At 45.4% G+C, this 24,069-nt stretch carries 19 protein-coding genes; 5 read left to right on the top strand and 14 right to left on the bottom strand.

The genetic code is table 11. The features are described from left to right. Positions 1-11 precede the first annotated feature (11 nt). Entirely contained in the window at positions 12-1,343 is a 1,332-nt protein-coding gene (argA, locus tag ACVFI8_RS08560; RefSeq protein WP_457873600.1) for an amino-acid N-acetyltransferase, read from the bottom strand. Positions 1,344-1,511: 168 nt separating this feature from the next. Between argA and ACVFI8_RS08555 the strand changes: the two genes are divergently transcribed. After that, entirely contained in the window at positions 1,512-2,252 is a 741-nt protein-coding gene (locus ACVFI8_RS08555) for a TetR/AcrR family transcriptional regulator (RefSeq protein ID WP_248713888.1), read from the top strand. On the opposite strand, the gene ACVFI8_RS08550 is transcribed toward ACVFI8_RS08555, so the two are convergent. Beyond that, positions 2,244-2,456, bottom strand: a complete 213-nt coding sequence (locus ACVFI8_RS08550; protein ID WP_248713889.1) for a hypothetical protein — start codon at positions 2,454-2,456, stop codon at positions 2,244-2,246. The genes ACVFI8_RS08555 and ACVFI8_RS08550 overlap by 9 nt on opposite strands. A 172-nt stretch (positions 2,457-2,628) precedes the next feature. Between ACVFI8_RS08550 and ACVFI8_RS08545 the strand changes: the two genes are divergently transcribed. Beyond that, positions 2,629-3,453 carry an HDOD domain-containing protein gene (locus tag ACVFI8_RS08545; RefSeq protein WP_248713890.1) on the top strand — a complete coding sequence of 275 codons (825 nt, stop codon included), beginning with the start codon at positions 2,629-2,631 and terminating at the stop codon, positions 3,451-3,453. Between the two features lie 105 nt (positions 3,454-3,558). Here ACVFI8_RS08545 and ACVFI8_RS08540 read toward each other — a convergent pair whose 3' ends face one another. The 4 genes from ACVFI8_RS08540 to ACVFI8_RS08525 all read right to left on the bottom strand — a co-directional run bounded on the left by ACVFI8_RS08540 (position 3,559) and on the right by ACVFI8_RS08525 (position 10,125). Next, positions 3,559-6,696, bottom strand: a complete 3,138-nt coding sequence (locus ACVFI8_RS08540) for an efflux RND transporter permease subunit (protein WP_457873815.1) — start codon at positions 6,694-6,696, stop codon at positions 3,559-3,561. A 12-nt stretch (positions 6,697-6,708) separates the two neighbouring features. Then, complete coding sequence (locus tag ACVFI8_RS08535; RefSeq protein WP_248713891.1) at positions 6,709-7,872, bottom strand: efflux RND transporter periplasmic adaptor subunit; 1,164 nt, start codon at positions 7,870-7,872, stop codon at positions 6,709-6,711. Positions 7,873-7,878: 6 nt separating this feature from the next. Then, entirely contained in the window at positions 7,879-9,234 is a 1,356-nt protein-coding gene (locus ACVFI8_RS08530; protein ID WP_248713892.1) for a TolC family protein, read from the bottom strand. Positions 9,235-9,420: 186 nt separating this feature from the next. Beyond that, the gene (locus ACVFI8_RS08525) at positions 9,421-10,125 is read right to left on the bottom strand and encodes a glutamine amidotransferase-related protein (protein WP_248713893.1); all 705 of its coding nucleotides are present in this window, start codon (positions 10,123-10,125) and stop codon (positions 9,421-9,423) included. 133 nt (positions 10,126-10,258) lie between these two features. Between ACVFI8_RS08525 and ACVFI8_RS08520 the strand changes: the two genes are divergently transcribed. Beyond that, on the top strand, positions 10,259-11,755 hold the full coding sequence (locus ACVFI8_RS08520) for an aldehyde dehydrogenase (RefSeq protein WP_248713894.1): 1,497 nt from the start codon (positions 10,259-10,261) through the stop codon (positions 11,753-11,755). A gap of 13 nt (positions 11,756-11,768) precedes the next feature. On the opposite strand, the gene ACVFI8_RS08515 is transcribed toward ACVFI8_RS08520, so the two are convergent. Further along, entirely contained in the window at positions 11,769-11,960 is a 192-nt protein-coding gene (locus ACVFI8_RS08515; protein WP_248713895.1) for a hypothetical protein, read from the bottom strand. A gap of 295 nt (positions 11,961-12,255) precedes the next feature. On the opposite strand from ACVFI8_RS08515, the gene ACVFI8_RS08510 reads away from it, so the two are divergent. Further along, on the top strand, positions 12,256-13,356 hold the full coding sequence (locus ACVFI8_RS08510) for an efflux RND transporter periplasmic adaptor subunit (protein WP_248713896.1): 1,101 nt from the start codon (positions 12,256-12,258) through the stop codon (positions 13,354-13,356). Beyond that, positions 13,356-16,442, top strand: coding sequence for an efflux RND transporter permease subunit (locus ACVFI8_RS08505; RefSeq protein ID WP_248713897.1), 3,087 nt, complete (start codon positions 13,356-13,358; stop codon positions 16,440-16,442). The genes ACVFI8_RS08510 and ACVFI8_RS08505 overlap by 1 nt, the downstream gene beginning before the upstream one ends. A 67-nt stretch (positions 16,443-16,509) precedes the next feature. Here ACVFI8_RS08505 and ACVFI8_RS08500 read toward each other — a convergent pair whose 3' ends face one another. The 7 genes from ACVFI8_RS08500 to ACVFI8_RS08470 form a co-directional block, all read right to left on the bottom strand. Then, positions 16,510-17,052, bottom strand: coding sequence for a cupin domain-containing protein (locus ACVFI8_RS08500; RefSeq protein WP_248713898.1), 543 nt, complete (start codon positions 17,050-17,052; stop codon positions 16,510-16,512). A 27-nt stretch (positions 17,053-17,079) separates the two neighbouring features. After that, positions 17,080-17,925, bottom strand: a complete 846-nt coding sequence (locus ACVFI8_RS08495) for an ABC transporter permease subunit (RefSeq protein WP_248713899.1) — start codon at positions 17,923-17,925, stop codon at positions 17,080-17,082. Continuing rightward, the gene (gene potH, locus ACVFI8_RS08490; protein WP_248713900.1) at positions 17,925-18,851 is read right to left on the bottom strand and encodes a putrescine ABC transporter permease PotH; all 927 of its coding nucleotides are present in this window, start codon (positions 18,849-18,851) and stop codon (positions 17,925-17,927) included. The genes ACVFI8_RS08495 and potH overlap by 1 nt, the downstream gene beginning before the upstream one ends. Then, positions 18,848-19,987, bottom strand: a complete 1,140-nt coding sequence (gene potG / locus ACVFI8_RS08485) for a putrescine ABC transporter ATP-binding subunit PotG (RefSeq protein ID WP_457873599.1) — start codon at positions 19,985-19,987, stop codon at positions 18,848-18,850. Before potG ends, potH begins: the two co-directional genes overlap by 4 nt. Before the next feature lie 63 nt (positions 19,988-20,050). Continuing rightward, complete coding sequence (locus ACVFI8_RS08480) at positions 20,051-21,160, bottom strand: extracellular solute-binding protein (protein ID WP_248713902.1); 1,110 nt, start codon at positions 21,158-21,160, stop codon at positions 20,051-20,053. Positions 21,161-21,207: 47 nt separating this feature from the next. Next, the gene (locus ACVFI8_RS08475; RefSeq protein ID WP_248713903.1) at positions 21,208-22,566 is read right to left on the bottom strand and encodes an aspartate aminotransferase family protein; all 1,359 of its coding nucleotides are present in this window, start codon (positions 22,564-22,566) and stop codon (positions 21,208-21,210) included. 32 nt (positions 22,567-22,598) lie between these two features. After that, positions 22,599-23,933 (bottom strand): glutamine synthetase family protein, encoded by a 1,335-nt coding sequence (locus ACVFI8_RS08470; protein ID WP_248713904.1) that lies wholly within the window; start codon positions 23,931-23,933, stop codon positions 22,599-22,601. Between the last annotated feature and the right edge of the window lie 136 nt (positions 23,934-24,069).

The following is a 24,069-nucleotide window of genomic DNA, read 5'->3' as shown; positions in this document are numbered from 1 at the left end:
TGATGGGGTTCTTAGCTCTCAATATCCATCAGCAAAATTTTAGAACGCCGCTGTAGGTTATATATAGCTTGTTTCTCGGTGGGTAAATCTTCAAAATCAGCGGGTGAAAAGCCACGTTCTCTAAACCAGTGAATACTCTTGGTGGTAAGAACGAATAGCTGGCCTAAACCTTGTTGGCGAGCGCGTTTGATGATGGCTTGTAGCAAGCGATCGCCTCGGCTTGCTTGGCGATATTGGGGGTGGCTAACCAAACAAGCTAGCTCACCAATGTTTTCTTCAGCGAAGGCATAAAGGGCTGCGCAGCCAATAATCATTCCATCTCGTTCTACAATGGTGAAGCGTTCAATCTCCATCTCCAGCAGTTCTCGTGAGCGACGAACTAAGATCCCTTCTTCTTCTAGGGGTCTTATTAATTCAATAATACCGTTGATATCATCCAGTCTCGCTAGCCGCACCCGTTCATAACTATATTGAACTAATTGCGTACCACTGCCGTCACGAGTATACAGTTCTTGAAGTAACGAACCATCTTGCTGATAACTGACTAAGTGACAACGTTCTATGCCGCGGTCGCTACATTGTATTGCTGCACTTAAATACCGCAATGTGTCTTTATCGGTGGTTCTTAAGAATTGCTCTGAGCGCATTAACTGATTGGCGGTGTCGGGGAGTAGTTCGCTAACCAGTTGGCCATGTTGATCATGAATACCTTGCTCTGGGCAAAAATAGATAACCTTGTCTGCTTTTAGCGATACAGCAATCTCGGTAGTGATGTCTTCAGAACAAATATTAAATAGTTCGCCGGTAACTGATACGCCTATCGGCGATACCATGACAATCTCGCCATGTTCTAACTGACGTTGAATACTTTGATGGTTGATACGCCTTACTTTTCCGGTATGCAAAAAATCAATGCCGTCTTCAACACCAATAGGCTGAGCAACCACGAAGTTACCACGCACGACGTTAATATGGGCTTGGTGCAAAGGAGAGTTAACTAAGCCCATCGAAAGCTGGGCTTCGATATCCATTTGAATCTGGCCAACAGCTTGTTTTATGATGTTTAGGCTGCGTTCATCGGTGATGCGTTGCTCCCCGGCGAATAGGCAGCTATGTTGATGAGCGGCGATCAAGGCATCAATTTGTGGCCTAGCCCCACAAACCAAGACAATTTTTACCCCTAAGGTTTTTAGTAGGGCAATGTCTTGGATAATATTACTGAAATTGTCACTGCTACTCGCTTCACCACTTAACATGACAACAAATGTTTTGCCGCGGTGGGCATTTATGTAGGGGGCAGACTGGCGAAACCAGCTGACTAAATCTTCGGCAGAGCGGTCCAATGTCTTCTCCGTGAATAACTATTTGTTAGATTCGACTAAAAAGTCAAATATAGTGATATTGTTGCATAGTCTACAATATTGTCGAGTGTTAATTTTCTCGATAAGCGGATGATTATAGCATTGCTCTTTGGCTGGGAGTTGTTTACAGCGGCAAGGTAGCGTATAAGCATGCTGTGTTATTTTATGACCGCGTCATTTAATTTTTATCAAATCAACGGTTTGATAGGTAATTTTAATTTTCTAGAGGTAAATATGGAGAACTATGTTGTCCCAGACCATTTGGCCATGCGTAACCAACCGAGCCAAGAGCGCACTAGACGACTAGTTGAAGACATTTTAGATAACACTCTCGTGTTAATAAAGGAACAAGGCCTAGCCGCCGTTAATACTAATCTGATCGCCCAAAGTTGCGCTATTGATATTGCTTCTTTGTACCGCTTTTTTAAAAACAAAGAAGCCATTTTTTTCGCCTTGGCTCATCGTTGGTTTAAAAAAGTACAACGGGTTGTTGAAGAGTCAAATTTTCAGCAAGCGGTGGGTAACATTGTTGATTATGCTAATAGTGGTCAGATTAAAATTAACGCTTTAGCTGAAACAGAAGTGATGTTGGTAAGCTTTCACGAGTTATTTACGCATGACAAAGACTTTAAAGCCCTTGAAAATTGGCACCGTTCTATTCTCATCGAGCATACCAAAGCCTCTTTTAGGCAGAATGGCTCTAACTGGGATGATGAAGCCTTAACCAGTGTTTGTCTTTACCTATATGGTTTTACTAGAAATTTCATGGCTGGAACCATTGGCATTACTGCCGAAGAGCTACACCATCAGTTTGCCTGGTATCAAATTATGCTAGATAGACTTCGTGAGTTGGTACTAAAGCAGGCAGTGCCGACGCAGTTTTTACGCTAGTGCGTCACTGATCATATGCGCTTGACTGGTACTTGGGTATTCTTGTGCGTCTACCAGTTTTTCTGCGCCTAAGCAGTGAAGCCAAGAACCATAATCTAAGGTTTCGTCTCCTAGAATTAATTCTTTCAGTACCTGTTCAGACAAACCTTGAGTGATAGGTTTACAGCTGGGCCAAGATTTCCTGTCATTTTGTGCGATCGTCACTGTATTTTCCGCGCCTATAAGGTCAAACTATTCCGAATACATCTTTAGTGTGGGTCAATTAAGCAAAAAGCTAATTCATGACTTGTCGTATTGTGAAGTGGTGCTTAATTTTTGACCGTTTTGTGTGCCAAAGCCAGATTTGCTTCACACAATATTTTTAGGAGAGTTACCCATGGAACTGGAAGCCTTTTTCCAGCAAGTTAAAAAACTTCCGGTGATGCCACAAATCATGCAGGAATTATTAACCAGCATAAATGATGATAGCGTTGATCTTCACCACTTAGGAAGAAAGCTAGCCACTGATCAGTCGTTGGGAGCAAACGTACTTAAAATGGCAAACTCGGCTGCTTTTCGAGGGGTGAAGCAGATTGATTCTATAGAAGCCGCCGCTATCCGTTTGGGCTTAAAGCGGGTCCGCTCTATCGTTGTTGCCGCAGGTTTAAATGGCATGATGCCAACTAAAGGCTTCGACCAGCAGCAGTTTTGGTCACAAGCTATGTACGTAGCCTTGCTGTCTCAGGCCCTTGCCAAATGTACCGAGGTTGACCCTGACACCGCTTTTACCTGCGGTATGTTGCATAACTTTGGTGAATTGCTGATCGCGAGTGCCACACCTGAAGAGGCTGGTTTAATAGAGTTATGCCTTGAGAGTGGCGAAACCCGGGTATCGGCGCAAAGGCAAACCTTGGGCTTAGACTACGCGCAAATTGGCGGTGAGTTAGCCCATCGTTGGAATTTCTCTCCTTTAGTCACCGATGCGATCGAACAGCAACTTAACCCGATGGATTATGATGAGGTTTCTCAACCTGCGGTATTAATTCGTTTGGCTATTTTCGCGCACCATGCGCTTGATGCAGGTTTAAGTGCTGAGATGGTATGCAGCAACTTACCGGCTCCGTTATGTGAGCTAGTTGGCCTCAATAAAGATAATGCCACTCTATTTGTTGAGGAAGCATTAGAGCAAGCCGAAGACATGGTCTCTGCCAGTGTGGTTTAAGCAGACATACATCTTGTTTAAAAAAGGGCTGCCTAAGCCCTTTTTTATATCCACATTTTGCCTCATTAGGCTCATCTAAACCTAGAGGCACTATCTACCTTGGGTTTAGCTAGCTGATTGTTCAAATCCTTGTCGCCACCACGCTTTTAATCCATGTAAACCGCGCTTCGCATCTTCTAGCAGTAAATAGTTCACTGGTACTATCAATAAAGTGATCATGGTGGCGAAGAGAATACCGAAGCCTAAGGATACCGCCATAGGAATCAAAAATTGAGCTTGGGTACTTTTCTCAAAAATTAACGGCATTAAACCGGCAAAGGTAGTTAAAGACGTTAAAATCACCGCTCTGAAGCGGGCCACTCCAGCATTGGTCACTGCCGTGAGCAATTCGACACCTTTAGCGCGTTGGCGGTTTATGTAGTCAACTAACACCAAGCTATCGTTAACTACAACCCCAGTTAAGGCAAGCATCCCCATCATGCTCATAATGGTTAATGGCATGCCCATGATCATATGACCGACTACAGCGCCCACCGCGCCATAGGGAATAATCGACATCACAACTAAAGGTTGCCAGTAAGAGCCAAACGGTATCGCCAATAGTCCGTAAATCACAAACAGCACAAATATCAAACCCAAGCCTAAGCTTGAAAAAGAATCACGCTGCTCTTTGGCTTCGCCCTCTAAGCTGGCATTAACCTGCGGATAAGCCACTAAGGTGTCACTTAGCCATTGTTGTAACTCACTTTTTATTACTTCGATATTGGCCTGTGCTTTATTAACGTCGGCACGAATGTTTTGCGTACGTAAGCGATCAATACGGGTGATGGTGGCCGGGCTTTGCGAAGGCGTAATGGTGGCCACTTCACTAAATGGAAGCTCCGCTCCGGTGGGCGTTCGAATTAGCATAGTATTTAAATTGTACTGTGAACGCCGTTCGCTGGCAGGGTAACGAACATACACTTTTACATCTTCTTTGCCGCGTTGAATTCGTTGTACTTGGTAGCCGAAGAAAGCACTACGTACTTGCTGTGCTAAGTCGTTTAGGCTCAACCCTAAGGCTTGTGCCTGTGGCTTAATATTTAGCTGTAACTCAAGTTTGCCATTGGCGAGGCTGTCTTCAACGTCAAACACTGCAGGATACTCCGCCAGCTTTTGTTTGGTTAAGCTAGCCACCTGTGCCATAGCGGCAAAATCGTTACTGCTTAGTTGCACATCTAAGGGCGATCCTCCGCGGCCAATTTCTGCTCGAAAGGTGAGGCTTTCAGCGCCGGGTAAGCCGCCGATCAATTGACGCCATTCTTTGACTAATTGACTGCTAGTAACGTTGTCGGTGCGCGACTCTGGGGGCTCAATCTCAAATATGACTCGGCCAACATTACTTTGACCGCTACCTGAGCCTCCACTCGAACCACTGGTTGCTAAGATATTTAAAATAATGCTGTCACCGCCATCAGGGTCGCGATATTTGTCTTGCAGGATTAAGGCCGCATCTAACATGCGATTGATGTAGTTGTCGGTGGTATTAAAAGCGGTTCCTGCCGGCATCACTAAGCTTGCTCTCGCGGTTTCGCTAGGTACTCTAGGGAAGAAAATGAACCTCACCCAGCCTGATGTTGCTAAAGATAAAATGATGATGAAAATGCTAATGGCGACACTGGCACTGAGTAAGCGTCTAGATAACACCCGTTTTAGTAGTGGGCGGTAAAAGCGCAAAATGGCATTTTCGAAACCATCTGCAATTTTGTTTTGCCAATAGCTAAAACGGCCCTGTTTATTTGGATCTACCGGTTTTATGTGTTTTAAGTGAGCCGGCAGAATCAATTTTGATTCGACGAGAGAAAATAACAACACTGGAATCACAATCAGCGGGATTTGCGCAAAAATTTTGCCGCGAACCCCATCAATCATCATCAAAGGTAAAAAAGCGGCCACGGTGGTTAATACCCCAAAGGTAACCGGAACCGCAACTTCTTGAGTACCTTTAATTGCAGCGTGAAGGGGCTCTTCCCCGGCCTTAAGATGGGTGTATATATTTTCTCCGGTGACAATCGCATCATCAACCAAGATCCCCAGCACCATAATAAAGGCAAACAAGGAAATAATATTAATGGTGACATCTAGGGTTGGCATCAGTAATAAGCCACCCATAAAGCTGATTGGGATACCTATACATACCCAAACCGCAATGGCTGGGCGCAGAAAAATAGCCAATAGCAAAGCCACTAATATACAGCCTTGGATCGCGCTATTTTTGAGGGTATTGAGACGCGCTTTAACAATCTTGGCACTATCACGCCAATAGTTGAGTGACAAGCCTTGGGGCAGAAAGGCTTGCTTGTCGACGATGTATTGTTTTACCGCTTCTGAGATAGCAATTGCGCTTTGGTCACCCACTCGGTAAACCTCAATCATTACCGCAGGCTGATTATTAAAGCGATTAACGATAGGCGTTTCTTCGAAACCGTCCACAACTGTGGCTATATCAGACAGTTTAATTCGAGTACCGTCTGCTCGACTGATAATCACCAGATCGTCAAAGTCACCACCAATGTAAGCTTGTCCTTTGGTGCGCAATAGTATTTCACCACCTTGGGTTTTTACCGAGCCAGCGGACAAATCCAGAGAAGCTTGGCGGATGGTTTCGGCTACTTTACTCAGTTCTAAGCCGTATTCACGAAGCTTTTGTTCAGACACCTCAATGGATATTTCATAAGGGGCAACCGAATCGAGTTCTACTTGGGTTAGCTCAGGTAATTGTAACAATTCATCACGAATAGATTCGGCTACGAGTCGTAATTCTTTGTGTTTCAGCTCGCCAGAGATGGCAACGGTAATCGTTTCGCGCTTTCTTTGACTTAGGCTCACGACTGGGCGCTCGGCATCACTGGGAAAGGTATTGATGGCGTCGATTCGAGACTTAATGTCGCTCATTACATCTCGAGTGTCATAGCGTGAATTGATTTCAGCGCTGACGCGAGCAGCCCCTTCTTGGGAGACTGAGGAAATTTGCTCGACTCCCTCGATATCGCTAATCGCTTCTTCGATGCGAATTGCTAGGCTCTCTTCGCTTTCTTCTGGGCTTGAGCCCGGTAAGGCGATGCTTACGTTTACCATGTCCAGTTCAAACTCTGGGAACACTTCAAGCGGCAAGCGAAATTTAGCCGAGTACAAACCCAGGCCAACAATGAGCACCATGAGTAAATTGGCCGCTACATGGTTGCGGGTAAACCAAGCAATCATTCCGTGCATGGCTTACTCTCCTACCGCTTGTGCTGGGGTGCCACTGATCACTCTGCCCAGTGGCGTTGTGACCAGTACCTGCCCATTTTCAATGCCGCCTTCAATGATGAAGTGTTGCGGGTCTTGCCAAACCACATCCACGCTTTTACGTTGCAGTAATCCATCTTCAAGAATAATGACTTGTTGGTCTGAGTAAAGTGCACTGCGGGGTATTACAAACACATTGTTGAGGGTATTGCCGGTGATGCTTGCACTAACAAATTGGCCAATTTTTAACGGTGGTTTATCTTCATTTGCTGGGCCATAAGGATCATCAATTTGTGCCACTACAAACAGCTGCCGGCTGCTGCTGTCTAACGCCGCTTCACTGCGCTCTATTTGTGCTTGCCAGCTAAATTGCTTATTACCAAACTGAGTACTGACTTGAACCTCGGGTTTAGCCTCTGAGCTGTCCCGTTGGCGGTAGTTTTCAGGAATGCTTAATACACTTTGTTCACGTGAGCTTAACGGTAAACGTATTTCTAGGTAGTCAATGGCATAACTGCTGGCCAGCTTAGTTCCACTGCTGACGTATTCGCCCAGTTCTACATTTTTGTCGATGATTCTACCGGCGTAAGGCGCGCGAATAATGGTCCTTTCTAAGTCCAACTTGGCTTTCGTTAACTTAGCTTTTGCCGAGGCTGAAGCCGCCTGTTGGGCTGCCAGTTGGGGTTTACGTAATACTAAGTCATTGGCCGGTTTACCTTTGCCTAAACGCTTCCAATCACGCAATGCTTGTTCTACTTTGGCTGACTCTTCTGCTAATTGCAGTTGGGTGGTCTGTAGTTCTGCTTCGGCAATGGTAATCGCGTTCTGATAGTCTCTGGCATCAATTTTTAGTAGTACTTCACCTTTTTCAAAAAAGGCTCCTTCACGAAAGTTGGCTGCTACATAGGTAATACTGCCAGCAACTTGAGAGATCAAGTTAGCTTCGGTATGAGCTTGAATGCTGCCGTAAGAATTAACTTTAGCAACATAGTCTTGTGCTTGAAGCGGGCTGACTTCTACCGATAATTTAGCTATTTGTGCCTTGGGCTTGCGTTGCGCCTCTGGTTTATTTGCTTTGATATATTGGCTAACCGCAATGCCGATGATGATAACGATTAACGGCAAACTCAATCTCAGTAATTTGGCCATTGTAGGCTAAGCTCCAGGTTCAAATAGTGGTTCTGAGGCAAAGGCCTCACGGGTAGTTTGTGGCTGATTCAAGCTGCCACCTAAGGCTAGGTATAGCGCGATACGGTTTTGTAACTGTAAATTGAGTGCGCTAATCGCGCTGCTGCGAGCGTCAAAGGCGCGTCGCTGAGACTCGAGTACCGTTACGTAGCCATTTAAACCCGCTAAATAGTTTTCAAAGGCGAGGGTTTCCGCTTGTTTTGAGTCTTCAGCTGCGGCCGCTAACAATTGGGCATTTTGATAGAGGCTGGGTTCAAGATTTAAGCGCTCTTCTACCTCGGCAAAACCGCTTAATACTTGCTCTAGATAGGCTGCGTTGAGTGATTGAGCGCGGGCATATTGCTGTAATTGCAAGTTTTCTCGGCGGTTGGCGTCAAATATGGGCGCTGTAATACCGGCAAATAATGACCACACAACTGAATCACCATTTAATAACTGATTAAGTTGTTCACTCTGGCTACCACCGCTGGCGGTTAGCGTGAGGCTAGGAAAGCGATCGCGATAGGCGGCATACACCCGCAGGTCGGCTGCGGCTAATTGGTATTGGGCAGCCTTAATATCATGTCTACGTTGCAGTAATTCAGACGGTACACCGGCAGGAAGGGTGTCTAAAGGAACGTTTAACTCACCCTCGACTAAAATGGTGCCGCTGGGATAACGCCCTAGTAGCAATTCTAGCTCTCTTTGCGCTTGGCTTAGTTGGTTGACTCGATTATTTTGTTGTACTTGGGCTGCACTTAAATCGGCTCGGGCTAAATACACATCTAAGGCACTATTAAGGCCACTTTGGTAACTCTCATCAATAATCTGCAAATTGGCTTTGAGATTGCTAAAACGCTCGTTAATCAAGGCCAGCTGCTGCTGAGCTTCAAGCACGTTGTACCATTGTTGTGCGGTGGTAGCCGCTAAATCAATTTGCTGTTGTTGCCATTGTTCAAAACTGACTTTTGCATCAAGCACCGCGGCTTGTTGGCGAGCATCGAGTTTGCCTAACCAGTCAATCTCCCAGCTGAAATCAACACCTAAGCTGAGTTGAGAGGTTGAGCTGCTATTCGCGCCGCTGCGTTGCCCACTAACAAAAGCATTAACACTAGGCCATTGTTGGGCGTTTTCAATTTGTATCTGATAAAGCTGCTGGTCTAGCGAATAACCAGCTTGTCGCAGCGCGGGATTGCTGCTTAGCGCTTCTGTGACTAACTCTTGCAAGGGGACAGGCAGGGCTTGTTCGAAGCGTTGGTCAACAAAGCTGCCTGATTGATAGCTGCTGGTCCAACTAGGGGCTGAAACTTCAGGAACCTCGTTGTGATTAGGAGTATCGGTCATACTACATCCTAGTAGCAGCGTGCTCCCTAATATGATCCACGCCCTTAACAGCCGCTGCATCTTTATCCCTATTTAAATTGAATATCCTTATTAGCGTTATTTAACGTTGCCAATAGCGTGTTGTCGATAGCCAATGCCGCGCTTTTACACAATCTTTACAGAAAAGCCGAATAATTGATTTTTTTGTCAGACATTTTGACGATACATTTGCAAAATCCAAGTAAACACCAGCTCTGCGTTAAGTGTATGATTTAGACTCGACTTAGCTAAAACGAACTGATTGGGCGATAAGATCAGTTGTCTTTTATCAATTAGCGCTGCGGCGTAGTCTTTATCAAATTCAGGATGTCCTTGAATAGCAAAGATATGTTCGCTGATCTGAAACATGAAATAGGGGCAAAAGTCACTACTGGCTAACAGCACTGCTGCATCGGGTAATTGGCTGACCTGATCTTGGTGACTGACTAAAATATTAAAGCTTTCGCTACTTAGCTCAGACCATGAAGGGGGCTTAGTTAAGCTATTTTGAGCAACGCCTAAACCCCAACCTTTATCTGATTTACTAACCGCACCACCTAGTGCTCGGGCGATTATTTGATGGCCGAAACAAATACCTGCTAAGGGGCGTTTTAGCTGGTGGCATTGCTGTATCCAAGTTTGCAATTGCAATATCCATGGATGCTGATCATAAGCGTTATGTCGGCTGCCGGTGATCAGAAAGCCATCAAAGTCCTCCAGTTCAGGTAACTCACCTTCTAGGGTGTTAAATATTTGATAACTTAAGCGAGAGTCCTGCGCCGATAAATGGTGAATGAACATATCGGGATATTCACCAAAGGTTTTGGCTAAATGCGGGTCTACTCGATCGCAGTTAAGAATAGCAATCTGCATCTTTGGATTCCTAAAATAAACAATGCTTCAAACATAAACTGTTAAATAAATTGTATCAACCCTAGAATAATAATTAATATTTGTGTAGTTTTGTTAATTATTGAATGACAGTGATGGTTTACTCGGAGGTAACATGACGCAACATGATGTGCAGTATTGGCAGCAACAGGCTCTTCAATTAGAGTTTCCGCAACAAGCATTTATTAACGGGAAGTTCGTAGATGCTGTTTCTGGTAAGACCTTTGCTTGCATCAATCCGGCGAACGGTGAGCGATTAGCCAGCGTTGCCGAGTGTGATGCCGCCGATGTAGAGATTGCGGTAAAGGCGGCCCGTGATGCCTATACCCAAGGTGTTTGGTCAAATAAAGCCCCGGCCGAGCGCAAAGCCGTGTTACTAAAATTTGCTGCTTTGATCGATCAGCACCATTCACAATTAGCCTTGTTAGAAAGCTTAGACATGGGCAAGCCTATCGCTGATGCGCTATCTTACGATGCGTCGGCAGCGGCTCGTTGCATAGCTTGGAATGCCGAAGCTATCGACAAACTTTATGATGAAGTTGCCCCTGTCACCCGTGATGCCTTAGCCCTAGTGACCCGAGAAGCCTTAGGGGTGGTAGCGGCAATCGTACCGTGGAATTTTCCCTTAGTGATGGCGTCTTGGAAAATTGGTCCAGCTTTAGCTACTGGTAATTCGGTCATTCTTAAACCTTCTGAAAAATCACCATTGAGTGCATTAATGTTGGCTAAATTGGCTCAACAAGCGGGCATTCCTGATGGTGTGTTTAACGTACTGCCAGGATATGGGCATACGGCTGGCCAAGCTTTAGCGCTGCACATGGATGTAGACTGTATTACCTTCACAGGCTCAACTGGGGTGGGTAAAAAGCTAGTAGAGTTTTCTGGTCAATCTAACCTTAAGCGCGCTTTTATGGAGTGTGGTGGCAAGAGCCCAAACTTAGTCTGCGCCGATGTGGCTGACCTCGATAAAGCCGCGGCAACCGCGGTAGCGTCGATCTTTTATAACCAAGGTGAAGTATGTACTGCAGCCTCACGGTTAATTGTACATCGCAGTATCCATAAATTATTGCTCGACAAAATGCTAAATTTAGTCGAGCAATGGCAGCCTAGTAATCCTCTCGACCCAACAACAAGTATGGGAGCCATGGTGGATGAAGCGCAGATGCAACGGGTGCTTGGCTTTATTGAAGGAGCAAAAAGCCAAGGTGCAACATTACTGTGTGGTGGCGAGCAAGCCCTACAACACACAGGCGGCTTCTATATACAGCCTACAATTTTCGACGATGTAGATGCCAGCCTCGACATTGTGAAGCAAGAAATATTTGGCCCGGTATTAGTGGTGCAAGTATTTGATGACTTAGAGCAGGGCATAGCCTTAGCCAACGATACCGACTTTGGTTTAGCGGCGGGTGTATGGACTGCGGATCTCAATACAGCGGTTCGCACTTCTCGAGCTTTGCGAGCGGGTACGGTGTTTGTTAATAATTGGGATGGTGGAGACATGACTATGCCATTTGGCGGTTTTAAACAGTCAGGCAATGGCCGCGACAAGTCATTACACGCTTTGGATAAGTATACCGAGCTCAAATCTACCTGGATAGATTTAACGTAGTGGGCCAGTAAGCCTATTTGTCCAAGCCTTCGGGCTTGGGCGCCTCATAAAAATGGTCCAAAATAAATTGTTGATCCAAGGGGTTTAGATCAAAGCGAAACGCCACTTCATTTAACGAGCGATAATCATGACAATGATGCTCACCAATGTATTTAACCGCTCTCACTAAGTCGGTGCCTTTAGGCAATAAACTACAATCACTCATCGTTTGCCCTCCACATTGCTTGCTTTAAGTATAGTGCTAAAGGCCTATTTAGCCTCGTATTCAGCTTAATCAAGCTAACAACGGTCTATAGTTAAGCTTGTTAAGCCTAAGACCGAGCACGAGAGAATGCTTATGTGGCTATCACTGGGCACGATATTTAGCGGCAAACTAATCAGTGCGCTGTTGGGCAGCTTAATAAGTATTTGTCGATTGAGTGGGCAAACACTAGACACTCAAGCACACTCTTTCTACACTGAGTAATGCATTCATTAGATTGGTTACATTGGACGTTACTATGCTTAGGTCACTATTTTCTCTCACTTTTTTGTTTATCCCTCTGATTGTCGTGGCACAAGACGCTGCGGTTAATTCTGCGGAGGCAAAAAACGTGGCACAAGTTAAAAGTTTTGTACCGGTCTTAAGTGAAAGCTATTCCGTTGAACGGCAGTTTGTCGGTCAAGTTATCGCTAAACAACGGGCTGATATTGGCTTTGAATTGGCGGGTAAAATCTCGCAAATTTTCGTTGATGAAGGAGAGCGGGTCGAGCAAGGTGATATATTAATGCAGCTAGATACTGAGCTATTAGAGATCGAGTTCATTGATTTACAAGCTCAGTTACAACAGCTAGCTGCCGATGCTTCACTGGTAAAAGCCAATCTTAAACGGGTTCAGTCCTTGAAAACTGAAGGCTATGCTTCCGAGCAAAGTGTTGATGAACTGATCGCTCAACAAAAATCGTTACGGGCGAATAAAGCGCGTATTGATGCATCGATAAAAGCCAATAGAACACGCATTGAAAAGTCCACACTGCTGGCGCCCTACAGCGGTATTATCGACAGCCGTACCGTTTCTGAAGGGGCGGTAATAGGCGCTTCTCAGCCTGTGCTTACGGTACTTCAGCTTGGCGCTAATGAAATTAAAGTGGGTGTGCCAGTGCGGCTACTAGAGCATGTAGACATGCTTACCCCTAAATCTGTCACGGTGGCTAAGCGCGATTACAGTGTTGATTTGGTCGCCTCGGGGGGGCAAGTAGACCCAGCAACTCGTACTGTACAATTGCGTTTTGCTTTGCCTGAAAATGACCGTTTGATTAGCGGTCAACTGGCTTATCTAAATGTCATTGAACGGGTGAATGAACCCGGCTATTGGATCCCGGTTAGCGCCATTACCGATGGTGTTCGAGGTTTATGGAATATCTACGCGATAGTCGCAAAAGACGATGGTCATTATGAGTTAGAGCGGCGTGATGTGAGTGTACGTTATGCCACTGAAGATAAAGCCTTTGTCCGCGGAGCGTTAAAGCCTGGCGAGGCGATAGTTGCCACCGGCATGCACCGCTACGTACCCGGTCAAACGGTTAACCCTAGCAATATTAGCGATGAGGCTAGCCAGTAATGATAGCTGCTATTTATAACAACGGTCGTTTTATCGCCCTACTGATCACTTTGATAGTGGTGGCGGGTTTAGGAGCAATAAGTACCTTACCACGCAGTGAAGATCCTAAAATAACCAGCCGTTTTGCTAGCATTGTTACTCAGTACCCTGGCGCTTCAGCTGAGCGGGTCGAAGCTTTAGTGACTGAGCTAATTGAAAACAAAATCAGAAAATTACCCGAAATTAAACGCGTGCAGTCTTCTTCTCGTCCTGGGTTTTCAGTGTTGCAAGTGGAGCTGAACGATGACGTGATTGATGTTGTCCCCATTTGGGCAAGGGTTCGAGACTTAGTCGGAGAGTTACCGCCATTTTTACCCGCGGGCACTTCTGAGCCGGTGGTTGATGACGATCGGGGTTATGCCTTTACCAGTTTGGTTGCCTTACGCTGGGTAGGGCCCGGTGAGGCAGATCTAGCTATTTTAGGCCGTTATGCCAAAGAGTTACAAAACCGTTTACGTAATGTTTCTGGTACAGATTTTGTAGATTTGCAGGGGCAAGGCGTAGAAGAAATTCTGGTTGAAATAGAACCTTACCAAGCGGCCGCGTTAAAACTTACCACCGAGCAAGTTTCGCAAATGATTGCCGGAGCCGATGCTAAAGTGTCAGCCGGTGAGTTAAGCAACGACTACACCCGAATGCAGCTCGAATTAGAGGGCGAGTTGGACTCGCTAGAACGCATTAAAGATATCCCCATTAGTAGTGCTGAAAATGGCTTTGTCTATCGCTTGGGTGATTTGGCAACAGTTAGCCGACAGCTCAAGTCTCCGCCTGAGCAGATAGCCGTCGTTGAACGTCAACCTGCAGTAGTGGTTGGCATTAGAATGTTAGCTGAATACCGCGTTGATCTATGGAGCGCGCGCGTCGATAAAACTTTGGATGAATTTCGCAGTATTTTGCCTAGTAACGTGAATGCTGAGATCATTTTTGAACAAGACGGTTATACCTCTAAGCGACTGGGTGAGCTGGTGGTTAACGTACTTATCGGTTTTGCCATTATCGTCGCGGTATTACTGCTGACCCTAGGTTGGCGCTCGGCATTGATTGTAGGTTTATCGCTGCCGCTAACGGTAATGTTTACCTTGGCATGCATGAAGTTTTACGGCTTACCTATTCATCAGATGTCGGTCACGGGCTTAGTGGTGGCATTGGGGATCATGGTGGACAATGCCATTGTTATGGCCGATACCATCGCGCAAAAACGCCAGCAAGGAAAATCAGGGCTGCAGGCGGTAACGGAGTCAATTAAACACCTTTGGCTGCCGTTATTGGGCTCAACTTTAACCACCATACTGGCCTTTTTACCTATCGTATTGATGCCAGGTCCCGCTGGTGAGTTTGTGGGTGGCATCGCTTTAAGTGTTATTTTCTCACTTATTGGCTCTTACTTTATCTCGCATACCCTAGTGGCAACCTTCTCTGGGCATTTTCTACCTTCGCAGCAAACCGCTGATCATTGGTATGAAAAAGGCATTCAATTAGCCAGCTTAAGTAATGGCTTTCATGCCTGCTTACGAGCCAGTTTACGTTATCCTAAAATCACTATTTTATTGGTGTCTGCGCTACCGATGTTTGGTTTTTATAGTGCCGGAAGCCTCACCGAGCAATTTTTCCCGCCGTCTGATCGAGATATGTTCCAAATTGAAGTGTATATGGCGCCTCAAGCCAGTATTTATGCCACTGAGCGCTTAACCGAGAGTGTGACTGAACATCTCTACAGTAAAGAGGGGATTAAGTCAGTGAGCTGGTTTGTCGGCAATAATGCCCCCTCGTTCTATTACAACTTAATGCTGCGTCAACAAGGGGCAAAAAACTATGCCCAAGCAATGATTACTACCGATGATTTTAGAGCGGCTAACCGGCTGATTCCCTTATTACAATCAGAGTTAGACTCACTCTACCCTGAAGCGCAAATTTTGGTGCGCAAGCTAGAACAAGGCCCTCCTTTTAACGCGCCTATCGAACTTAGGGTATATGGTCCTAATCTAGATCAGCTTAAAGAACTAGGTGACCAATACCGACGGATATTGGCTGAGATCCCTCATGTTATTCACACTCGAGCAACCCTATTAGCAGGGACTCCTAAAGTGTGGTTGAAAATGAATGAGGATGCTTCACGCCTGAGTGGGGTCACCCTTACTCAAGTTGCGGGGCAATTACAGGCTAATTTAGAAGGACGCATTAATGGCAGCGTATTAGAGGCCAGTGAGTCGCTACCGGTAAGGATCCGCCTAGCCGATGAACAACGTAAAGAGTTAGCTAGCTTAGGGGATATCACCTTAACCAGCGAGATTGCCGGAAATATTCCTTTGGCTTCTTTGGCCGAGTTTGATATTCGACCAAGCCGAGGAGAGATTCCTCGCCGCAATGGTAAGCGGATTAATGTGGTAGAGGGTTACCTCACTACCGATATTTTACCCGAGCAAGTTTTAGAGGTGTTTAGAGAGCGCCTAATAGAAGAAAACATACCGTTACCTGCCGGTTACACTTTGGAGTTTGGCGGGGAAGGCGCAGAGCGTAATGAAGCCGTTGGCAACCTATTAGCCAGTGTGGGCATTATTGCGGTGTTACTGGTGACGGTAGTGGTGCTTTCATTTAACTCATTTAGGTTGAGCTTTTTGATCATGTTTACCGCTATTCAAGCGGCGGGTTTGGGTCTATTAAGTGTATTTTTAGGTAATTATCCCTTTGGCTTTACGGTGATTATTGGTTTACTCGGGTTAATTGGTTTAGCCATTAACGCTGCGATTGTGATTGTCGCCGAGCTTAAATCTGATGCTAAAGCCTGTGCGGGTGATAGTGAGTCGATTTGCTTTGGGGTATTAAGTTGTACTCGGCATATTAGCTCTACCACTATTACCACCGTGGGGGGCTTCTTACCGCTGATTTTAGCCGGTGGTGGTTTTTGGCCACCTTTTGCTGTTGCCATTGCAGGCGGCACAGTATTAACCACCATGCTGTCTTTCTTCTTTGTGCCAGTGGTATTTTCATTAATTGCCAAAGGTAAACGCAAAATCCCATCGGTTGGGGAACCTACCGTCGCTCACTAATACATGATGGCCAACAAAAAAGCCGCTTCATCAAGGAAGCGGCTTTTTTTAATCAACGGTGATACACCTAAAAGGTTGGTGGGGTAGCCGCACTAATCAGCTCACATTCTTCCTTGCTTTTATTACGGAAGCGGTGTGGTTTGCGAGTCTCGAAATAGTAAGAATCGCCGGCTTTAAGTACTTTAGACTTACTGCCTACGGTGATTTCAATTTCTCCCCGTATAACGATGCCGCCTTCTTCCCCTTCGTGTTGAATAAACTCGGTGCCGGTATCCGCGCCGGGGGGATAGACTTCTCGCAGAATAGCCAATTGTCGGCCAGTATGTTTACTGCCTACCAATAGCATTTTTACCACCCCATCTCCAAGGTCGGTTAGCTCTTCAGGGGTATAAAATATTTTGTCTTCACTTTCCATTTCTAGGGTGAAAAACTCCCCCATAGAGATTGGAATAGCATCCAAGATTTTTTTCATCGAGCCAACTGAAGGGTTAACCTGATTTTGTTCAATCTGCGAAATCATGCTGTTGGTTACTCCGCTTAATTTGGCGAGTTCGCGTTGCGAAATCCCACGCATTAAACGGATACTTTTTAGTCGTTTGCCAACATCCATTACAATTTGTTCCTTAATCTACGTCGATTAGCCAGCGTTACTGGCTCTAAATTCGAGTAAGCGGCGTTTCTCTGCTCTGGCCATCAACCACCAAGCAATAAAAGTAGCGACAGATACTACACCAATTATCAATGTAGCAAGGGCATTAATTTTAGGACTTACGCCTAATCTCACACTCGAGAACACCACCATCGGTAGAGTGGTTGCACTTGGCCCCGATACAAAACTGGCAATGACTAAGTCATCTAGCGATAAGGTGAAGGCCAATAACCAGCCAGCTACAATCGCAGGTAAAATAGTCGGTAGAGTGATCACAAAAAAGACTTTAAGCGGCGTCGCCCCTAAATCCATGGCGGCTTCTTCGATACTTTGGTCTAGTTCACGCAGTCGCGAACTGACCACTACCGAGACATAAGCCGTACAAAAAGTAACATGGGCTATCCAAATGGTGAGCATGCCGCGCTGATTAAATAGGTCAAACACCTGACCTAAAGAAATAAACAGCAACAACAAACTTAAACCGGTGATCACTTCTGGCATCACCAGCGGAGCGGTAATCATAAAGGCAAAACTGGTTTCGCCTTTAAACTTACCAAAGCGAGTAAGCACAAATGCTGCCAATGTGCCTAGCACAACCGCGGCACTCGCAGACAAAAAGCCAATGGTTAAACTAAGGCTAATGCCATTCATCAGCAAATCGTCTTGAAACAGCGCCCCATACCACTTGGTAGAAAAGCCACTCCATACCGTTACTAAACGGTTAGCGTTGAATGAATAAATAATCAGGCTAAGAATTGGCAAGTAGAGAAAGGAGAAGCCCAAGCCTAAAATTGCCCATTTCCATTTGGTTTTATAAACCGGTATTGCGTCCATTAGCCGGCCTCCAGTTCACGTTTCTGATAGCGGTGGAAGAATAGTATTGGCACCATTAGCAATAGTAGCATTACCGATGCTACCGCAGCAGCTACTGGCCAATCTCGGTTATTAAAGAATTCTTGCCAAAGCACTTTACCAATTAAAATTGAATTTGGACCGCCCAGTAGTTCAGGTATCACAAACTCTCCTACCGCCGGAATAAATACCAACATTGAGCCGGCGATAATACCTGCTTTAGTTAATGGCAGCAGTATTTTAAATAGTACCGTGGCGGTTGATGCCCCTAAGTCGCGCGCTGCTTCAATCAGCGAGAAATCGAGGCGCATTAAGGCGGTATACAGAGGTAGAATCATAAACGGTAAATAGGTGTAAACAATTCCTATATAAACCGCTGTATCGGTATGTAAGATACGTAAAGGCTCATCAATAATACCGGTATATATAAGAATATTGTTGAGAAAGCCGTTGTTTTTCAAAATGCCTATCCAAGCGTAAACCCGAATTAAAAAACTGGTCCATGAGGGCAAAATAATCAGCATCAGTAAAATGTTTCGATTGGCTGGGCTGGAGTGAACAATTGCCCAAGCCATCGGAAAGCCGATGATAAAACACAGTAGTGTTGAAATTCCGGCGATCCGCAAAGACTGTAAATATGAACTTAAGTACAGGCCATCATCAATTAAATAGTAATAGTTACCTACATTGAGCAGTATTTGGATTTGCTCATCCACCATGCTCAATAGCTCGGTATAAGGTGGAATAGCTATTACCGCCTCGGCGAAACTGATTTTAAATACGATAAAAAATGGCATTAAAAAGAACAGTAACAACCAAAAGTACGGCACGGCGAGTACCATGCAACGTCCGGTGGGAATTAACCTAGCAATACGCTGCTTGGTTTTTGATATAGGGATAGTGGTCATATTTTTAGCACCACGCAGCTGTCTGCTTGCCAACATAAATAAACGGAGTCGTTCCATGTGGGCATATTATTACGGTGGCGACTGCTATTGGGCATCGCCGCGGTGACGCGTTTACCACTGGCGAGTCGCACATAGTAAATAGATTGGTTACCCAGATAGGCGATGTCTTCAACAATCCCCTGGCATACATTACTATTTCGGCCTTTCAAGGTTTTAAATATGCTCATTTTTTCAGGGCGAACAGCAATCATGAATGGCACCCCTGGTGCGGCTGATACACCATGGTTTAGATTAATTGGGTAGCCAAGTTCAGGGCTATCAATAGTGGCACTGTCGTTGTCATTGTCGCGTACGACGCCTTCAAATACGTTTACCGAGCCAATAAATTCGGCACTAAAGCGAGAGTTGGGGTATTCGTAAATTTCTTCTGGTTCGCCGACCTGTATAAATTGGCCTCGATTCATAATCGCCACACGACTCGCCATGGTCATAGCTTCTTCTTGATCGTGAGTTACCATGACACAGGTAGCTCCTACCTTTTCTAAGATATCTACCACTTCTAGCTGCATTTGGCCGCGAAGCTTTTTATCTAAAGCACCCATGGGTTCATCAAGTAACAACAATTTTGGCCGTTTAGCGAGGCTTCGAGCAAGCGCTACGCGTTGGCGTTGTCCGCCAGAGAGTTGATGAGGTTTACGCTTTGCATAAGCCTTCATATGCACTAGCTCTAGCATGTTAACGACGGTGTCTTGTATGTCTGATTTAGGCAGTTTGTCTTGTTTAAGGCCAAAAGCAATGTTTTGCTCGACCGTCATATGGGGAAATAGCGCGTAAGACTGAAACATCATGTTTACTGGGCGTTTATGCGGAGGAACGTTAATTACATCTTGGCCATCTAAGATGATTTTTCCTGCATTGGGTTTTTCAAAACCTGCCAACATTCGCAGTAAGGTGGACTTACCGCAACCAGACGCACCCAGCAGCGCAAATATCTCGCCTTTATTAATCGTAAGGCTAACGTTATCTACTGCTATCGCGCCATCATAGTCTTTACTGATATTTTTGATATACAGTAAGGGTTCCGGGTCAGGTTTGTCAGACACGGGTGCCGTTGAAATTTGTGATACCGCCGCCATCGAAGGCCCTCCAAAAAGAAACAAAAACGCGCTTGTCACCCTCGCGGGTGACAAGCGTACAAGCTAGTTTTGTAAAAACTTAGTCCAAGAGCGAGTCATTGTTCTAGAGACCTTAGCTGGCATGACTTTAGAACCATACAGTTTCGCCAGTGTTTCATCGGTCGGATAAATACCTGGGTGCCCGATGATCTCTGGATCAATAAACTCTTTTGATGCAGGGGTAGGGTTGGCATACCAAACATAGTTAGAGACTTCTGCGATTACTTTTGGCTGTAACAAGAAGTTAATAAATGCGTGAGCATTCTCTTTATGTGGTGCATCGGCTGGAATTGCCATCAAATCAAACCAAGCTAATGCGCCTTGTTTAGGAATAACGTATTCAATTTCAACACCGTTATCTGCTTCAGCAGCACGATCTGATGCTTGTAATACATCGCCTGACCACCCCACAGCAACACAAATATCTCCATTCGCTAAGTCGTTAATGTACTGCGAAGAGTGGAAATAAGTGATGTAAGGACGAACCGATTTTAACAGTTTGAAGGCTTCAGAGTCATCTTTATAATCTTTAATATCTACACTGTTAGGATCTTCGCCTAAGTAATGCAAAGCTGCCGCAAATAGTTCAGTAGGTGCATTTAAAAATGCGACGCCACACTGTTGTAGTTTCTCCATGTTTTCAGGCTTGAAAACTAAATCCCAGCTATCTAGAGGCGCGTCATCACCCAGAACTTCTTTTACCTTATTAACGTTATAACCTAGCCCGGTAGTTCCCCAAAGGTAAGGGACCGCATATTCGTTACCTGGGTCGGATGTTTCATCTAACATTGACATGATTTTAGGATCTAAGTTGCTGTAATTAGGTAACTTAGACTTATCCAGTTTGATAAACGCGCCAGCTTGTACTTGGCGAGCTAGGAAGTCTGATGTCGGTACCACTAAATCAAAACCGGTTGAACCTGAAAGTATTTTCGCTTCGAGTACTTCATTCGAGTCGAAAACATCATAAACCACTTTAATGCCGGTTTCGGCTTCAAACTGGGCGATAGTATCGTCAGCAATATAATCAGACCAGTTGTAAACGTTTAGTACTTTCTCTTCAGCTGCCTGCAGATTCATCGCTGTGGCAGTTAGTATCGAAGCGAGCGTAAACTTCAGTGTTGCTTTGTTCATTTGTGTTCTCCAATTCCTTGAGGTGATTACTCGTACTGCTACCCGGATTAACTCAATGCCTGCAGAGTGTCATCCAAACTCTTTTTCGCCAGTGTGATTAACTGGTCTATTTCTGATTTTGTGATTACTAGCGGTGGTGAAATAATCATGGTTTCACCACAAGCCCGCATAATGAGTCCGTTGTTTATGCAGTGGTCTCGACATACCGAGCCCGCACTAAGATCTTTAGCAAAGCGCTGCTTAGTGGTTTTATCTGCCACTAACTCTAAGGCACCCACTAGGCCTTTAGTCCTTGCTTCTCCCACCAGCGGGTGCTCGGCCAGTTCTTGCCAACGTTTCGCCAGATAAGGCGCCGTTTTTTCGCGGACGTTTTGCACTATGTTTTCTTGCTGCATAATGCGGATGTTTTCAATTGCCACTGCACAAGCGGCTGGGTGGCCTGAATAGGTAAAGCCATGAGCAAACTCGGTATCGGCCTCAATTAAGCCATTGGCGACTTCATCTGATACCATGACTGCGCCTAGCGGCAAATAACCAGAAGTAATGCCTTTGGCCATGCACAATAAATCGGGCTTAATATTAAAGGTTTGGCTGGCAAACCATTCGCCGGTTCTGCCAAAGCCACAAATGACTTCGTCAACAATCAATAAAATTTGGTATTTATCACAAATTCTCTGAATTTCAGGCCAGTAGCTATCAGGTGGAATAATCACGCCGCCAGCACCCTGAATAGGTTCGGCGATAAATGCAGCTACCTTATCTTCACCTAATTCGAGAATTTTTTGTTCTAGTTGGCGGGCGCGTTCCACACCAAACTGTTGAGGATCTTGTCCTTGGCCTTCTTCAAACCAGTAGGGCTGGTCGATATGACAAATGTTAGGTAAGGGTAAGCCGCCTTGAGCATGCATAAAGCCCATGCCTCCTAAACTCGCGCCAGCCATTGTGCTGCCGTGGTAGGCGTTATTGCGACTAATAATATTGAGCTTTTCAGGTTGGCCTTTGCTTGCCCAGTAGTGACGAACCATGCGAACTACCGTGTCATTACACTCTGAGCCTGAGCCAGTAAAGAAGGCATGATTTAGCCCCTCAGGGGTCAGTTCAGCGAGTAGCGTAGACAGTTCTACCGCTGGCTTATGGGTAGTTTGGAAAAATAAATTGTAATAAGGAAGCTGCTGCATTTGCTTGGCTGCGGCATCAACCAACTCTTGACGGCCATAACCCAAGTTAACACACCACAAGCCAGCCATCGCATCGAGCAACTTATTGCCCTCACTGTCGTATACAAAGATACCTTCGCCGCGTTCAATAACCTTCGCACCCTTCTCATTTAACTCTTTAAAGTTAGTAAAGGGATGCAGGCAATGGGCGCTGTCTTGCTGCTGTATCGTCAATGTTGCTTTGCTCATTTCGCCTCCTTGTGGCTGAGTCATTTAGTTTGCTATACGTTGAGTAATAAAAACTCACGTTCCCAAGAGCTGATTACTTTAAAAAAGGTTTGGTACTCTTTGCGTTTCACCGCTACGTAGCAGCTAATAAATCGCTCACCTATAATTTCTTTTAGCTCTTCACACTGTTCCAAAGCGACTAACGCTTCTTCTAAGGTGCCTGGCAGGGTGTAGCGGTCTTCACTGACATCGCCTGTTTCTTGGGCTGTTGGTTTTAGTTGGTTTTTCATACCTAAGTAACCACAAGCTAAGGTCAGCGCCATGGCTAAATAAGGGTTGGCATCGGCACCAGCAAAGCGGTTTTCTACGCGGCGGTTACGGGGATCAGACAATGGTACACGTAAACCCACGGTGCGATTATCTACGCCCCACTGCAAGTTGATGGGGGCTGAATCACCAAACATTAAGCGGCGATAGCTATTTACGTTAGGCGCATAAAAGGCAATGCTAGCCGGTGTATATTGCTGGAGGCCAGCAATGAAACTGAGAAAGAGTTCGCTGTTACTGCCATCATCATTGGCAAACAAGTTGTTGCCGTCTAAGTCTTCTAAGCTCTGGTGGATGTGCATGGCGCTGCCTGGCTCATCTTCCATTGGTTTAGCCATAAATGTGGCATAAGTGTCATGTTGTAAGGCGGCTTCGCGCATGGTGCGTTTGAATAAAAATACTTGATCACAAGCTAGTACCGGCTCGCCATGATCAAAGTTGATTTCCATTTGCGCGGCACCCGATTCATGCACCAAGGTATCCACATCTAGATTTTGCGCTTCACAATAGTCGTACATGTCTTCAAACAGTGGATCAAATTCGTTTACCGCATCAATGCTGAACGACTGGCGGGCAGTTTCAGGGCGTCCATTCCGGCCAATCGGTGGCTCTAATGGGTAATCCCAATCTAGATTCTTTTTAACTAGGAAAAATTCAAGCTCTGGAGCAACCACCGGTTTCCAGCCTTCTTTTTCATACAAGTCTAAAACTTTTTTCAATACTGAACGCGGTGCCATGCCGATCAACTCACCGTCGGCGTTGTAGCAGTCATGTATCAATTGTGCAGTGGGTTCTTTTGCCCAAGGAACAAAACGTAAGCTATCGGTGTCAGGCTCTAAGCTCATGTCTTTCTCGGTCCAATCAAACAGGCCATTGTCGTCATCAGGCCAGTCCCCGGTAACCGTTTGATAAAAGATCGACTCGGGTAGTCGCATCCCTCCTTCTTTTAGATATTTATTCGCCGGAATAATTTTGCCGCGGGCATTTCCGGTTATATCTGGTATTAGGCACTCAACTTCGGTTATTCGGTTTTCAGCAAACCACTTCCTGACGTTTTCCATAATCACCTGTCATTAGTCTGTTTAGTAAAGCGGGGCATATCTACTGGACGAGACGTTTTTGCTCCGTGCTATTAAGATTTGTCATGAAATGGGATGAATGTCAACCAAGTGTTAAATAAAACCCAATTTTTTCGCT

This window comes from Agarivorans sp. MS3-6 (assembly GCF_054112545.1).
This window is presented reverse-complemented; position numbering and strand designations above follow the sequence as displayed.

What these genes read in the sequence shown, in the direction of transcription:
- ACVFI8_RS08505 (WP_248713897.1), top strand. Translation starts at nt 13,356, where the DNA reads ATGATAGCTGCTATTTATAACAACGGTCGTTTTATCGCCCTACTGATC.
- ACVFI8_RS08530 (WP_248713892.1), bottom strand. Translation starts at nt 9,234, where the DNA reads ATGACCGATACTCCTAATCACAACGAGGTTCCTGAAGTTTCAGCCCCT.
- ACVFI8_RS08515 (WP_248713895.1), bottom strand. Translation starts at nt 11,960, where the DNA reads ATGAGTGATTGTAGTTTATTGCCTAAAGGCACCGACTTAGTGAGAGCG.
- ACVFI8_RS08520 (WP_248713894.1), top strand. Translation starts at nt 10,259, where the DNA reads ATGACGCAACATGATGTGCAGTATTGGCAGCAACAGGCTCTTCAATTA.
- ACVFI8_RS08475 (WP_248713903.1), bottom strand. Translation starts at nt 22,566, where the DNA reads ATGAGCAAAGCAACATTGACGATACAGCAGCAAGACAGCGCCCATTGC.
- ACVFI8_RS08535 (WP_248713891.1), bottom strand. Translation starts at nt 7,872, where the DNA reads ATGGCCAAATTACTGAGATTGAGTTTGCCGTTAATCGTTATCATCATC.
- ACVFI8_RS08555 (WP_248713888.1), top strand. Translation starts at nt 1,512, where the DNA reads ATGCTGTGTTATTTTATGACCGCGTCATTTAATTTTTATCAAATCAAC.
- ACVFI8_RS08510 (WP_248713896.1), top strand. Translation starts at nt 12,256, where the DNA reads ATGCTTAGGTCACTATTTTCTCTCACTTTTTTGTTTATCCCTCTGATT.
- potH (WP_248713900.1), bottom strand. Translation starts at nt 18,851, where the DNA reads ATGACCACTATCCCTATATCAAAAACCAAGCAGCGTATTGCTAGGTTA.
- ACVFI8_RS08500 (WP_248713898.1), bottom strand. Translation starts at nt 17,052, where the DNA reads ATGGATGTTGGCAAACGACTAAAAAGTATCCGTTTAATGCGTGGGATT.
- ACVFI8_RS08480 (WP_248713902.1), bottom strand. Translation starts at nt 21,160, where the DNA reads ATGAACAAAGCAACACTGAAGTTTACGCTCGCTTCGATACTAACTGCC.
- potG (WP_457873599.1), bottom strand. Translation starts at nt 19,987, where the DNA reads ATGGCGGCGGTATCACAAATTTCAACGGCACCCGTGTCTGACAAACCT.
- ACVFI8_RS08495 (WP_248713899.1), bottom strand. Translation starts at nt 17,925, where the DNA reads ATGGACGCAATACCGGTTTATAAAACCAAATGGAAATGGGCAATTTTA.
- ACVFI8_RS08525 (WP_248713893.1), bottom strand. Translation starts at nt 10,125, where the DNA reads ATGCAGATTGCTATTCTTAACTGCGATCGAGTAGACCCGCATTTAGCC.
- ACVFI8_RS08545 (WP_248713890.1), top strand. Translation starts at nt 2,629, where the DNA reads ATGGAACTGGAAGCCTTTTTCCAGCAAGTTAAAAAACTTCCGGTGATG.
- ACVFI8_RS08540 (WP_457873815.1), bottom strand. Translation starts at nt 6,696, where the DNA reads ATGATTGCTTGGTTTACCCGCAACCATGTAGCGGCCAATTTACTCATG.
- ACVFI8_RS08470 (WP_248713904.1), bottom strand. Translation starts at nt 23,933, where the DNA reads ATGGAAAACGTCAGGAAGTGGTTTGCTGAAAACCGAATAACCGAAGTT.